12 protein-coding genes are annotated in these 12577 nt (G+C 68.3%); 5 read left to right on the top strand and 7 right to left on the bottom strand.

The features are described 5' to 3' along the window. The first annotated feature begins 21 nt into the window (after positions 1–21). Entirely contained in the window at positions 22–903 is an 882-nt protein-coding gene (locus tag PFX90_RS13170) for a LysR substrate-binding domain-containing protein (protein ID WP_285712991.1), read from the top strand. A 193-nt stretch (positions 904–1096) separates the two neighbouring features. Here PFX90_RS13170 and PFX90_RS13165 read toward each other — a convergent pair whose 3' ends face one another. From PFX90_RS13165 to PFX90_RS13135, 7 genes are all read right to left on the bottom strand, one after another. Further along, complete coding sequence (locus PFX90_RS13165) at positions 1097–1957, bottom strand: lysophospholipid acyltransferase family protein (RefSeq protein WP_285712990.1); 861 nt, start codon at positions 1955–1957, stop codon at positions 1097–1099. Further along, a complete protein-coding gene (locus PFX90_RS13160) occupies positions 1950–2372 on the bottom strand; it encodes a Fur family transcriptional regulator (protein WP_285712989.1) in 423 nt (140 codons plus the stop codon). Before PFX90_RS13160 ends, PFX90_RS13165 begins: the two co-directional genes overlap by 8 nt. Before the next feature lie 178 nt (positions 2373–2550). Further along, entirely contained in the window at positions 2551–3003 is a 453-nt protein-coding gene (locus PFX90_RS13155; RefSeq protein WP_285712988.1) for a Ros/MucR family transcriptional regulator, read from the bottom strand. A 113-nt stretch (positions 3004–3116) separates the two neighbouring features. Then, a complete protein-coding gene (locus PFX90_RS13150) occupies positions 3117–3596 on the bottom strand; it encodes a GNAT family N-acetyltransferase (protein ID WP_285712987.1) in 480 nt (159 codons plus the stop codon). Further along, the gene (gene tsaB, locus PFX90_RS13145) at positions 3593–4219 is read right to left on the bottom strand and encodes a tRNA (adenosine(37)-N6)-threonylcarbamoyltransferase complex dimerization subunit type 1 TsaB (RefSeq protein WP_285712986.1); all 627 of its coding nucleotides are present in this window, start codon (positions 4217–4219) and stop codon (positions 3593–3595) included. Before tsaB ends, PFX90_RS13150 begins: the two co-directional genes overlap by 4 nt. 41 nt (positions 4220–4260) lie before the next feature. Next, complete coding sequence (locus PFX90_RS13140) at positions 4261–4869, bottom strand: malonic semialdehyde reductase (protein WP_285712985.1); 609 nt, start codon at positions 4867–4869, stop codon at positions 4261–4263. Next, positions 4866–5447 carry a NifU family protein gene (locus PFX90_RS13135; RefSeq protein ID WP_285712984.1) on the bottom strand — a complete coding sequence of 194 codons (582 nt, stop codon included), beginning with the start codon at positions 5445–5447 and terminating at the stop codon, positions 4866–4868. The genes PFX90_RS13140 and PFX90_RS13135 overlap by 4 nt, the downstream gene beginning before the upstream one ends. A gap of 124 nt (positions 5448–5571) precedes the next feature. Between PFX90_RS13135 and PFX90_RS13130 the strand changes: the two genes are divergently transcribed. From PFX90_RS13130 to egtD, 4 genes are all read left to right on the top strand, one after another. Then, positions 5572–8637: a M16 family metallopeptidase gene (locus PFX90_RS13130; RefSeq protein WP_285712983.1), complete on the top strand. Its 3066-nt coding sequence runs from the start codon at positions 5572–5574 to the stop codon at positions 8635–8637. A gap of 140 nt (positions 8638–8777) precedes the next feature. Beyond that, positions 8778–10163 (top strand): class II 3-deoxy-7-phosphoheptulonate synthase, encoded by a 1386-nt coding sequence (locus tag PFX90_RS13125; RefSeq protein WP_285712981.1) that lies wholly within the window; start codon positions 8778–8780, stop codon positions 10161–10163. A 125-nt stretch (positions 10164–10288) separates the two neighbouring features. After that, positions 10289–11578 carry an ergothioneine biosynthesis protein EgtB gene (gene egtB / locus PFX90_RS13120; protein ID WP_285712980.1) on the top strand — a complete coding sequence of 430 codons (1290 nt, stop codon included), beginning with the start codon at positions 10289–10291 and terminating at the stop codon, positions 11576–11578. A 1-nt stretch (position 11579) separates the two neighbouring features. After that, complete coding sequence (egtD, locus tag PFX90_RS13115) at positions 11580–12566, top strand: L-histidine N(alpha)-methyltransferase (protein WP_285712979.1); 987 nt, start codon at positions 11580–11582, stop codon at positions 12564–12566. Positions 12567–12577: the final 11 nt, after the last annotated feature.

The following is a 12577-nucleotide window of genomic DNA, read 5'->3' as shown; positions in this document are numbered from 1 at the left end:
CTGCACCAAGGAGATATGACAATGCCCGCACGCCGCCTGCCTCCGCTTCGCGCCCTCGAAGCCTTCATGCGCACCGTGCGTCTGGGCTCGGCCCGCGCGGCGGCCGAGGAGATCGGCCTCAGCCCCTCGGCGCTGTCGCGGCGGATCAGCAATCTCGAGGAATTCGTCGGCAAGAAGCTGTTCACCCGCGCGCGCCAGTCGATGCAACTCACCGACGAGGGCCAGGCCTTCTACGAGGCGGTGAACCCGCACATGGAAGCGCTCGCCCGCGCGGTGGAGAGCCAGTCGGACAATATCGCGCTGCTGCGCCTGCGCCTGGGCGTGCTGCCGATGTTCGGCAGCCAGCGCCTGTTCCCGCGCCTCGGCGAATTGCGCAAGCGCCACCCGCTGCTCCACATCGACATCGACACCGCGCCGCATCTCGAAGACCGGGTGGGCGACACGCTCGATGCCGCGATCATCCTGTCGCGCGGCCCCGCGAGCGGGCTTCACGCCGTGCGGCTCGACCACAATCTCGTCCACGCGATCTGCTCGAAGGAAACCGCGCGCAGTATCCCGGAGATCACCCCCGAGGTGATGGCCAAGCAGACCTTCCTGATCCACAACGAACTGCCCGAAAGCTTCGTCGCGTGGAAGAAGGCGAACGCGCTCGACACGATGGATCCGGCGGCGATCGACCACTACGATTCCGGCGCGTTGATGCTCGAGGCGGCGGCGCAGGGCCTCGGCATCGCGATCATGCACGATGACCACCTGCGGCGCGCCAACGACAACCGCCTGATCAACCTCCCCGGCGCGCCGGTGGAGAGCCCCTATTCCTACTGGTTCGTGTGCAAGCCGGTCGCGCTGGAAAGCCGTCCGGTGCGGATTTTCCACGACTGGCTGGTGCGCGCGGGGTTGTAATCGCGGCCGCGCCAAGGCGTCGAAATTGCGGGCTTTCCTACAGGGCGGCTGAGTGACACACTCGCGCCCATGACCTGCGCTGACGCCCGTATTGATGCCCCTGCCGCACGGCGTGGCCAGCGGGCGGGTTTTTCGGCCCTGGACAGTGTCTCATGTGTCTCCAACACGCAGCCACAGCGGTGGCTGCTGCGTGTCAGTCGGCGGTCTCGGGCTTGGGCTCGTAGCGCACCGGGGCGACCGAGTGCGCGAAGGGGCGCAAGGGGTGGCCGCGGATCTCGACCAGCGCTTCCTCGATCCGGCGGCGGGCCTCGATGCTGATCGCCTTGCGGCCCTTGAAGTCCTCAGGCGAGAAGGGCTCGAGGTAATGGAGCCGCACGGGGAAGCTGCCCTTGCGTGACAGGACGCGCTTGGCGTTGTTGAGGCCGCCCTCCTCGCCGATCCAGCCGATCCACTCGGCGACGGGGCCGTAGTCGAGGATCACCGGCTGGACGAGCACGCCCGGCGGGGGCGGCTCGAGGACGGAGAGCATGGAGGTCTTGAACGGGAGGAGCGACTGGCCGTCGGTGGTGGTGCCTTCGGGGAAGACGGTGACCGACCAGTTGTCGACGAGGGCTTCCTTGAGGGCGTTGATCTGCTCGGCGACGCCCATGCGGTGCTCGCGTTTGACGAAGACCGTGCGGTTGAGGCTGGCGAGCCAGCCGACCACGGGGGCCTCGGCGAGCTCGGCCTTGGCGACGAAGGCGGTCCCGCTCGCCCCGGCCAGCGCAAGGATGTCGACCCATGAGATGTGGTTGGCAACGAAGAACACGTCGCGCTTCAGGTGGGTGCCCACGATCTGCACCCGCGCTCCGCAGACCCGCGCGGCGAAGCGCAGGAACAGCATCGGGAAGGGCGAGCCGTAGGAGATGACGCGATAGAGGTAATGGAGCGGCACGAACACCAGCAGCAGCGCGATCAGCGCGAGCGAGCGCGCCACGATGCGCAGCCAGCCGCCGGGGCTGACCGGCGTGATCTCGCCCCGCGCTGCGGCCTGGCGCAGCTCCCAGTCAGTCATTGCGCGAGAGCCGCACGCCGTAGAGCTCCATGCGGTGATCGACGAGGCGGTAGCCCAGCCGCTCGGCGATCTGGCGCTGGAGCGCCTCGACCTCGGGGTCGACGAATTCGACGACCTTGCCGGTCTCGACATCGATCAGGTGATCGTGATGCGCCTCGGGCACCGGCTCGTAGCGCGAGCGGCCGTCGCCGAAGTCGTGGCGATCGAGGATGCCCGCTTCCTCGAACAGGCGCACGGTGCGGTAGACCGTGGCGATCGAGATGCGCGGATCGATCGCGGCGGCGCGGGAGTGGAGCAGTTCGACGTCCGGGTGGTCGTCGCTCTCCGAAAGCACCCGGGCGATCACGCGGCGCTGTTCGGTGATGCGCAGGCCCTTTTCCGCGCAGAGTTGTTCGAGGTCGATCTTGTGGGTCAAGAAAAACTCCATCGCCGTGCGCGGGTAGCCCTTCCGGCTGCGACCGCCCAAAAGCATTGCAGCCCCATCCCTACAGGGACGGGGCTGCTTGCTCAAGCGCCCGCACCGCCCTCTCAACAGGGGCGGCGCGGGGTGCCGATCCGTTCTGGCCCGGACGCGACCCGAGGGCCCCTCGAACTTACGCGATCTTCTTGGCGCGGCCGCGGCCCTTGGGCGCGGGCGTGCCCGGCTTGCGGCCGAGCCCGATCTTCTTGGCGAGATCGCGGCGCTTTTCTGCATAGTTGGGCGCGACCATCGGATAGTCTGCCGCCAGACCCCACCGCGCGCGGTATTCTTCGGGGCTCATGTTGTAATTGGTGCGAAGATAGCGCTTGAGCATCTTCAGCTTCTTGCCGTCTTCAAGGCACACGATGTAATCGGGCTTGACCGAATTGCGGATTGCAACGGCAGGCTGGGGCTTGGCTTCTTCGACGACCGGCGTCTCGCCGAGATTGGCAAGTGCCGTATAGACGTTGGTGATGAGACCGGGGACATCCGCGACGGCGACATCATTGTTGCTGAGGTGCGCCGCGACAATGTCGCTGGTCAGTGTGATAAGCGTTTCTTTCATATCGATTTCCAGATCTTGCATGAGTTCCTCACGGGCGTCTTTTCCGCTGCGCCGGTTATTGCGCCATGGCGCAAGTTATTTTTCATAGCAACTAGGTTGCTTTGCTTGTTCACGATTTCGCGGTGAATCGAGGCTCAGTCGAGCGTGCGCGCGAAAGTAATCGCGTCGATTCTCTCGCCGTTTGCCATGCGGTAATAGTTGCGCCGCTCGCCGATCGGTTCGAAACCGAACTTGCGATACAAATGGATAGCGGGATTGCCGCGCCGCATTTCGAGAAATACGCGCGCCGTGCCGCGGGTGCGGGCGACATGGAAGAGATGCTCGATCAGCGCCGCCCCCACGCCGCGCCGCCGTGCGCCCGGAGTGACCGCGATCAGCAGCAGTTCTTCCTCGTCGAGCACGTGGCGGGTGAGGACGAAACCGGCAGGCGCCGCTGCCGGACCCGGGCCGTCGGGGATCAGCGCTCCCTCGGCATCGACCACCAGCGCGTGGGTGCTCGGCAGGCCGAGCGCATCGGCGACCTGGCGGCGGTTCCAGGCCTCGCCGTAAGCCGGATCGAAGGCCGCCTCCATCACCGCCATGATCCGGTCGAGGAGGTGCGAGCAGGGCGTCATGCGGGCGCCTGCACCTTCATCGGCGTCGCATCGGGGCCGCGGCCATAGATGGGCGCGAGTGCGGGAGTGAGGAGCGCCGGGTCAAGCAGGCCGACCGCGGCCGCATCGGGCAGCAGGTCGAGCGCCTCGGCGTCGGTGCCTTCAGCCAGCAGCGCGGCGCGGCTCCCGGCGACGAGTGCGGCATGGGGCCGGGCGCGGGCGGCTTCGGGGGTGAGCGAGGCGGTATCGCTCGTCGGCAGTCCGTCGGCGTCGAACTCTGCCACGAACCACTCGCCGTGGCCGCCATTGGTGCACACCGTCACGCCCGCGCTGCCGGGCCTCATGCCAAGCGCCTGTGCGGCGATCAGGGCGAGGGTGGGAAAGCCCAGCACCTCGGCCCCCCAGGCAAACCCGAGCGCCCGCGCGGTCGCAAGGCCGATCCGCACACCGGTGAAGCTCCCCGGACCAAGGCTGACGAGAATGCGGTCCGCACGCCCCTTGTCAGGCAGCGCGCCGATCATCGGCACCAGCGCCTCGGCATGGCCGCGGCCGAGGATGCGGTGGTCATGCGCAATGACCGCATCGCCCTCGAACAGGGCGACGGAACAGGCCTCGGAGGCGGTTTCGATCGCTAGCATCCGCATCGCGCTCGCCCTGCCTCAGCAGCGGGGCGCGCGCAAGCGGGTTAGGCGATGCGGTTGAAGGTGCCGAAGTCGGGACGGGGCGAGCGGTCGAAGATGCTTGCCGGGTCCCCGTAGCCGACCGAGCAGATGAAATTGACCCGGTGGCGCGGCTCGTCAGCGAAGAAGGCGGCGTTGACCGCGGCCGGATCGAAGCCCGACATCGGCCCGCAGTCGAGCCCCAGCGCGCGCGCGGCGAGCATCAGGTAGGCCCCTTGCAGCGAGGAGTTGCGGAACGCCCCTTCCTCGCGGCCCTTCTCGTTGCCCTCGAACCAGCTCTTGGCATCGGTGTGGGGGAAGAGCCAGGGCAGTTCCTCGTGGAAATCGATGTCGTAGCCGATCACCGCCGTGACGGGGGCCCCGAGGACCTTGGCCTTGTTGCCCTCCATCACGCAGTCCGCCAGCTTGGCCTTGGCCTCGGGCGACTTGACCCACACGATCCGCGCTGGCTGCATGTTGGCCGAGGTCGGGGCCATCTTCATCAGGTCCCAGATCGCGTGGAGCTGTTCGTCGCTGACCGGCTTGTCGAGCCAGCCATTATAGCTGCGCGCTTCGTTAAACAGCTGGTCGAGCGCTTCGGATGACAGGACATGATCGTGGAACTGGGTCGTCATGCCGCGCGCACCTCGGTGACTTCGGGGACGTAGTGCTTGAGCAGGCCTTCGATGCCGTGCTTGAGCGTCGCCGTGCTCGACGGGCAGCCCGCGCACGAGCCTTGCAGGGTGAGGTAGACCACCCCGTCGCGAAAACCCCGATAGGCGATGTCGCCGCCGTCGCCCGCCACGGCGGGACGCACGCGGGTTTCAAGCAGCTCGTTGATCGCGGCGATCACCTCGGCATCCTCGGGGCGTTCTTCGACCGCCATGTCCTCCTCGGGCGGCGGGACCGCGATGCCGCCCGCCGTGGCGGGGGCGAACAGCGGGGCCTCGGAGACGAAATGGTCGAGCAGGATCGCGATCACCTGCGGCTTCAGAGCGCTCCAGTCCGCGCCCGGCGCGGCGGTGACGCTGACGAAATCGGTGCCGAACATGACGTTCACCACCTCGCCCGTGTCGAAGATCGCGCTCGCGAGCGGGCTCGCCTCGGCGGCCTCGGGGGTGGCGAATTCGCGGCTGCCTGCGGCCATGACGGTCTGGCCGGGCAGGAACTTCAGAGCCGCGGGGTTGGGGGTGGTTTCGGTCTCGATGAACATGGGGCTCCATCTAGGGTGCGCCCGCGCGAGGGGCAAGGGCAAGCCGGCGATCCGCCTGCCGGACGCGCAAATCGCGAAAAGCATTCACTATCGCTTCAGACTTTGCCGCCCTATACTCGCGGCCATGACGTCCTTCTCCCGCGCATCGCGCGCGCTCGCCCTCGTTCTTGCCCCGCTCGTGGCGCTTCAGCCGTTGCTCGCCGACGAGGCGGCCGCGCCCGACAAGGTCGAGAAGCGGCCCGTGAACGTCCCGCACGCGGTGACCCAGAACCGGGCGCCGGACACGGCTGCGGTTCCGGTCGCACCCCCGGTGCCCGCCCCGAAGGGGCTCCAGCCCGCCGCCAGTTCGTGGCTCTACAAGGGCTCGGACATCCCGCCCGATGACCAGTGGCTGTTCGGCCAGCTGCCCAACGGGCTGCGCTATGCCGTGCGCCGCAACGGGGTGCCGCCGCGCCAGGTCTCGATCCGGGTGCGGATCGATGCGGGCTCGCTGCACGAGGCGGACGGCGAACAGGGCTATGCGCACCTGCTCGAACACCTGCTGTTCCGCGAGAGCAAGTATCTCGGCAAGGCCGAGGCAATCAGCGCCTGGCAGCGCCTCGGTGCGACCTTCGGCAACGACACCAATGCCGAGACCACGCCGACCCACACCGCCTACAAGCTCGACATCCCCAATATCGACGACGCCAAGCTCGCCGAGAGCTTCAAGCTGCTTTCGGGCATGATCCGCGAGCCGGTGCTGTCCGACAGCAATGTCGCGGCCGAGCGCCCGATCGTGCTCGCCGAAAAGCGCGAGCGCGGCGGGGCGGCGCAGCGCACCGGCGATCTCACGCGCCAGACCTTCTTCGCCGGCCAGCGGCTTGCGGTGCGCAATCCGATCGGCACCGACGCGACGCTGAACGCCGCGACCGGCCCTGCGGTGCAGGCCTTCTACGACCGCTGGTACCGGCCCGAGAACACCGTGATCGTGGTCGCGGGCGATGCCGATCCGATGGTGCTCGCCGGGCTGGTGGAGCAGTGGTTCGGCGACTGGAAGGGCACCGGCGCGCCGGGTGTCGCGCCCAATTTCGGCGATCCGGTAGCTCCCAAGGGCGCACCCAAGCCGGTCGGCGGGCTGCCCCCGATCGGGGAACTCGCCGTCGGGGTCGAACCCGATCTGCCGCGCAGCCTCACCTACGCGATCCTGCGTCCGTGGCGTCCCGTGCAGGACACCATCGTCTACAACGAGGGCCTGCTGACCGACGCGGTCGCGCAGGCGATCATCAACCGCCGGCTCGAAAGCCGTGCCCGCGGCGGCGGCAGCTTCCTCTACGCGCAGGTCCAGCAGGACGACGTCTCGCGCACGACCGATGCGACCTTCGTGACCTTCGCGCCGCTCTCGGCCGACTGGAAGGCCGCGCTTGCCGACGTGCGCAGCGTCATCGCCGACGCCATCGCCAATCCGCCCACGCAGGAGGAGATCGACCGCGAGGTCGCGCAGTTCGATGTCGCCTTCGCCAACGGGGTCGAGCAGGAGAGCGTGCAATCGGGCAGCGACCTCGCCGACAATCTCGTCAACGCGGTCGACATCCGCGAGACCGTCGCCGCGCCCAAGGTGGTGCTGAGCATCTTCCGCGACATGAAGCCGCGCATCACTCCGGCAAGCGTGCTCAAGCGCACCCGTGCGCTGTTCGAGGGCACGGTGACGCGCGGCGTTTATGTCACCCCCGCGGCGGGCGAGGCCGATGTGCCCGCGATCCGCACCGCGCTCGCCAGCAAGGCTGCGGCCGACGGGTCGGCGCGGGTCGGCGGCGCGGCGATCGCCTTTGCCGATCTGCCGCCGGTGGGCGAGCCGGGCACCATCGTCAGCCAGACACCGCTCGGCGTGCTCGAAGTCGAGCAGGTCGATTTCGCCAATGGCGTCAAGGCGCTGCTGTGGGCCAACGATGCCGAGCCCGGCCGCGTCACCGTGCGCGTGCGCTTCGGCGCGGGCTGGCGCGCCTTCGATGCGTCGAGCGCCGTCTATGCCGATCTCGGCCAGCAGGCGCTGGTCAACTCGGGGCTGGGCGAACTCGGCCAGAACGAGATCGACCGGCTCGCGACGGGCCGCAAGCTGGGCTTCGACTTCGATATCGACGATGCGGTCTTCACCTTCACTGCGCAGACCCGCTCGGAGGACGTGAACGACCAGCTCTACCTCTTCGCCGCCAAGCTCGGCATGCCGCGCTGGGACAAGGACCCGGTGCTGCGCGCCAAGGCGGGGGCGGAGCTGGCCTACAACACCTATGCCACCAGCCCCGGCGGGGTGCTCAACCGCGATCTCGAATATCTCGTGACCGGCGGCGACAAGCGTTTCGCCACTGCCGACCCGGTGGCGCTCAAGGCCGCCACGCCCGAGGAATTCCGCAAGGTGTGGGAGCCGCTGCTCAAGCAGGGCCCGATCGAGGTGCTGGTGTTCGGTGAGTTCGACAAGGCCAAGGTGATCGAGCAGCTGCGCCTCACCTTCGGTGCGCTGGGCCCGCGTGATCCGATCCCCGCCGATGTCGCCGCGCGCGTCCCCGGCTTTGCGCCGGCGGTCGACAAGCCCACGGTCGTCACCCACCGCGGCGATGCCAACCAGGCCGCGGCCGTGGTGGCATGGCGCAGCGGAGGCGGGACCGCGGACCTGCGCGAAAGCCGCCAGCTCGAGATCCTCACCCAGCTGTTCAACAACCGGCTGATGGACGCCCTACGCGAACGCGCCGGGGCGAGCTATGCGCCGCAGGTGTTCTCGACCTGGCCCGCCGACCTTTCCACCGGCGGGCGGATCACCGCGGTCGCCCAGCTCGAGCCCGCTTTCGTGCCGATGTTCTTCGCCGAGGCCGACAAGATCGCCGCCGATCTTGCCGCCAATCCGCCCACCGCCGACGAGCTCGCCCGAGTGACCGAGCCGCTCGCCCAGCTGATCCGCCGCGCTTCGACCGGCAACCAGTTCTGGCTCTACAACATGGAGGGCGCGACGCAGGACCCGACCCGCATCGGCCTGCTGCGCTCGCTGCTGCCCGATTACTCGCAGACCACGCCCGCCGCGATGCAGGCGCTGGCTGCGCGCTATCTGGTGAAGGAGCGCACCTTCCGCATGGCGATCATCCCCGAGGGCCAGACACTTGCCGAGGCGGTGCCAGCGGGCGCGGGTGCGAATCCTGCGCAGGAGACGATGATCGGTCGCTGATCGTTTCGCCCGCTGACAGTGGGCGGGAAATAAAGTTGTGCCGCGTGCCATTGCCGCTTTACACTTCGGCCTGCGCTCGGGTAGCGGGCGCGGCCTTCGCGGTGTTGTCCGCGCGCGCTTGAATGGAAAGAGTGAAGATCGTGCCCGAGACCTGGACCCCCGAGAGCTGGAAGGCCCACGAAGCGCGCCACCTGCCGCATTACGAGGATGCGGCCGAGCTGGCCGAGGCTGAAAAGACCCTCTCGTCCTATCCCCCGCTGGTCTTCGCGGGCGAGGCGCGTGCGCTCAAGGCCGATCTCGCGCAGGTCGCGAACGGTCACGGCTTCCTGCTCCAGGGCGGGGACTGCGCGGAGAGCTTCGCCGAGTTCCACCCCAACAATATCCGCGACACCTTCCGCGTGCTGCTGCAGATGGCGGTCGTGATGACTTTCGCGAGCAAGCGCCCGGTGGTGAAGGTCGGGCGCATGGCGGGCCAGTTTGCCAAGCCCCGCTCCTCGCCGACCGAGACGATCGGTGATGTGACCCTGCCGAGCTACCTCGGCGACAATATCAACGGGATCGAGTTCGACCCCGTCAGCCGCCGCAATGATCCGGCGCGGATGGTGAAGGCCTATTCGCAGGCCGCCGCGACGCTCAACCTGCTGCGCGCCTTCGCTGGCGGGGGCTATGCCAACCTGCGGCAGGTGCACCAGTGGACTCTTGACTTCATGGGCCGCACGCCCTGGACCGAGAAGTTCGCCCAGACCGCCGACCGCATCGGCGAGGCGCTCGACTTCATGGAGGCCTGCGGGATCGACCCCGGCACCGTACCGCAATTAAAGGGCACCAGCTTCTACACCAGCCACGAAGCACTGCTGCTCCCCTACGAGCAGGCGATGACCCGCAAGGATTCGCTCACGGGCGACTGGTACGCGACCAGCGCCCACATGCTGTGGATCGGCGACCGCACCCGCTTCCCCGGCAGCGCGCACATCGAATTCGCGCGCGGCATCGGCAACCCGCTCGGCATGAAGTGCGGGCCCAGCCTCGAGCCTGACGCGCTGCTGCGCCTGCTCGATGACCTGAACCCCGGCCGCGAGGCGGGGCGCATCACGCTCATCAGCCGCTACGGCCACGACAAGGTCGAGGAGGGCCTCCCCAAGCTGGTGCGTGCTGTCATGCGCGAGGGGCACCCGGTGGTGTGGAGCTGCGATCCGATGCACGGCAACGTCGTCAAATCGGACACCGGCTTCAAGACCCGCCCCTTCGACCGCATCCTGCGCGAGGTTAAGGGCTTCTTCGCCGTCCACCGCGCCGAGGGCTCGCACCCCGGCGGCATCCATATCGAAATGACCGGGCAGGACGTGACCGAATGCGTCGGCGGGGCCGTGGCGATCACCGAGGAACGCCTCGGCGACCGCTACCACACCCATTGCGACCCGCGCCTCAACGCCGAGCAATCGCTCGAGCTCGCCTTCCTCGTCGCCGAGATGCTCAACGAGGCAGCCGGTGGCGCGCGCGAGGCGGAAGTCAGCCACGCGGCCTGATTTCTCGCGGAAACCTGACGGGTGTGATAATTTTCTGATAGCCGCGCGGCTATCAGGCGTCTTTCCTGTGTAACGGCAAGCGGACATTGTGCGAATGTCCGATCCGGGCGGCGAGGAGGGCGCAGATGCATCGCAGCGAGTTGCAGAACACCCCGATCCCCGAGGCGGGCGGGCGGACGCTGGCGGAGCATTTCCGCGCCACCCGCGCGCTGACCGAGGCGCTGGTCGCGCCGCTCTCCGATGCCGATGCCAGCATCCAGTCGATGGAGGATGCGAGCCCCGCCAAGTGGCACCTCGCGCACACGACGTGGTTCTGGGAGACCTTCCTGCTGCGCGAGCACGCGCCGGGCTACCGCCTGCACGACGAGCGCTGGCCGTTCCTGTTCAATTCCTACTACGAGGCCGAAGGCGCGCGGATCGCCCGTGCAGCCCGCGGGATGCTCTCGCGCCCGACCCTCGCCGAGGTGCTGGCATGGCGCGCCCATGTCACCGAGGCGATGGCGCCGCTGCTCGGCGATCCGGCGCTGGCCGACCTGATCGCGCTCGGCATCGCGCACGAGGAACAGCACATCGAGCTGCTCCTCACCGATATCAAGCACGCCTTGTTCCAGAACACGCTGGGGCCCGCCATGTGGGCGCCTGCGGGGAAGGGGGAGGCGGCGGCTGCGACCTTGGCCGCCGCCTCTTCCGTCTGGCACACGCACCCGGGCGGCATCGCGCTGGTCGGGCATCAATCCGACGGGTTCGCCTTCGACAACGAAGGGCCCCGCCACCGCGTGCTGCTCGAGCCTTTCGCGCTCGCCGACCGGCTGGTGACCAATGGCGAATGGGCGGAGTTCATCGCCGACGGCGGCTACCGCAATCCCCGCCTGTGGCTCGCCGACGGCTGGGGCTGGGTGCAGCGAGAAGGCATCGCCGCGCCGCTCTATTGGGGCGAGGACGGCACGCACTTCACCCATCAGGGCTGGCAGGCACGCGATCCCTCCGCGCCCGTCACCCACATCTCGCACTACGAGGCCGACGCCTTCGCCACTTGGGCAGGCGCGCGGTTGCCGACCGAATTCGAGTGGGAGGCGATCGCGCGCGGGCAGGACAGCTCGGCCAGCACGCCCGCGCATGACCCGCGCGGCGGCAACCAGCTCTATTGCGCCGGGCCGGTGCTACCGATGGGCTCGCCCGGCCTGTTTGGCGATTGCTGGCAGTTCACCCGCTCGGCTTACCTGCCCTATCCCGGCTTCCGCGTCGCCGAGGGCGCGGTGGGCGAATACAACGGCAAGTTCATGAGCGGGCAGGTGGTGCTGCGCGGGGCGAGCTGCGCCACGGTGCGCGGGCACTCGCGCGTTTCCTACCGCAATTTCTTCTACCCCCACCAGCGCTGGCAATTCACCGGCCTGCGCCTCGCCAAGGACGCCTGAGATGACGAAGCCGGCAGGATTGAAGCTGGTCGAACGCGATGCGGACGGGGTGGACCTCGCCTTCCGGGCCGACGTCCTCGCTGGCCTTGCCGAGGCCCAGAAGGCGGTTCCGGCGCGCTGGTTCTACGACGATGCCGGATCGCAGCTGTTCGAGGACATCACACAGCTGCACGAATACTACCCGACCCGCGCCGAGACCGAGATCCTCTCGAACCGCGCGACCGAGATCGCCGAGTTGATCGGCGAGGGGCGTGCCGTAGTGGAGTTCGGCTCGGGCTCCTCGGTCAAGACCCCGCTGCTGCTCTCGGCGATCCGCCCTTCGGCCTATGTCCCGCTCGATATCGCGGGGGATTTCCTGCGCGCCTCCTCGGCAGCGCTTTCGGAGAAGTTCCCGGGCCTCCCCGTCCTGCCGGTCGAGGCCGATTTCATGCGCCGGGTCGAGCTGCCTGCCGAGGTCTTCGATCTGCCCAAGCTGGGCTTCTTCCCCGGATCGACCATCGGCAACATGATCGCCCGCACCGCGACCGACCTGCTGCGCACCATGCGTGCGACCTTGGGCGAGGGGGCGTTGCTGCTGATCGGGATGGATCTGGTGAAGGACGAGGACGTCCTTCTCGCCGCCTATGACGATGCGGCGGGCGTGACGGCGGCCTTCAACCTCAACCTCTTGGCGCGCATCAACCGTGAGCTCGATGGCGACATTCCGCTCGAAGCCTTTGCCCACGAGGCGCGCTGGAACGATCCCTTCGCACGGATCGAGATGCATCTGGTGGCGAAGCGGGACGTCGATTTCACCGTCAGCGGGCGGCGCTTCGCCATGCGCGCGGGCGAGAGCATCCACACCGAGAACAGCCACAAGTTCACCAAGCGCTCGGGGCAAATGTTGCTGGCCGCTGCCGGGTGGGAGCCGCTCGCGCGCTGGACCGACGAGGCAAAGCGCTTCTCGCTGGTGCTGGCCGAATCCCGACCGCCGCGTTCGGCGCCGTGAAACTTGTGGCC

The organism is Erythrobacter oryzae, assembly GCF_030271515.1.
GTDB classification, from domain to species: Bacteria; Pseudomonadota; Alphaproteobacteria; order Sphingomonadales; family Sphingomonadaceae; genus Erythrobacter; species Erythrobacter oryzae.
This window is presented reverse-complemented; position numbering and strand designations above follow the sequence as displayed.

Excerpts from the sequence above, each read along its gene's own strand:
- PFX90_RS13170 (WP_285712991.1), top strand. The coding sequence starts at position 22 with ATGCCCGCACGCCGCCTGCCTCCGCTTCGCGCCCTCGAAGCCTTCATG.
- PFX90_RS13165 (WP_285712990.1), bottom strand. The coding sequence starts at position 1,957 with ATGACTGACTGGGAGCTGCGCCAGGCCGCAGCGCGGGGCGAGATCACG.
- PFX90_RS13155 (WP_285712988.1), bottom strand. The coding sequence starts at position 3,003 with ATGCAAGATCTGGAAATCGATATGAAAGAAACGCTTATCACACTGACC.
- PFX90_RS13150 (WP_285712987.1), bottom strand. The coding sequence starts at position 3,596 with ATGACGCCCTGCTCGCACCTCCTCGACCGGATCATGGCGGTGATGGAG.
- tsaB (WP_285712986.1), bottom strand. The coding sequence starts at position 4,219 with ATGCGGATGCTAGCGATCGAAACCGCCTCCGAGGCCTGTTCCGTCGCC.
- PFX90_RS13140 (WP_285712985.1), bottom strand. The coding sequence starts at position 4,869 with ATGACGACCCAGTTCCACGATCATGTCCTGTCATCCGAAGCGCTCGAC.
- PFX90_RS13135 (WP_285712984.1), bottom strand. The coding sequence starts at position 5,447 with ATGTTCATCGAGACCGAAACCACCCCCAACCCCGCGGCTCTGAAGTTC.
- PFX90_RS13130 (WP_285712983.1), top strand. The coding sequence starts at position 5,572 with ATGACGTCCTTCTCCCGCGCATCGCGCGCGCTCGCCCTCGTTCTTGCC.
- egtB (WP_285712980.1), top strand. The coding sequence starts at position 10,289 with ATGCATCGCAGCGAGTTGCAGAACACCCCGATCCCCGAGGCGGGCGGG.
- egtD (WP_285712979.1), top strand. The coding sequence starts at position 11,580 with ATGACGAAGCCGGCAGGATTGAAGCTGGTCGAACGCGATGCGGACGGG.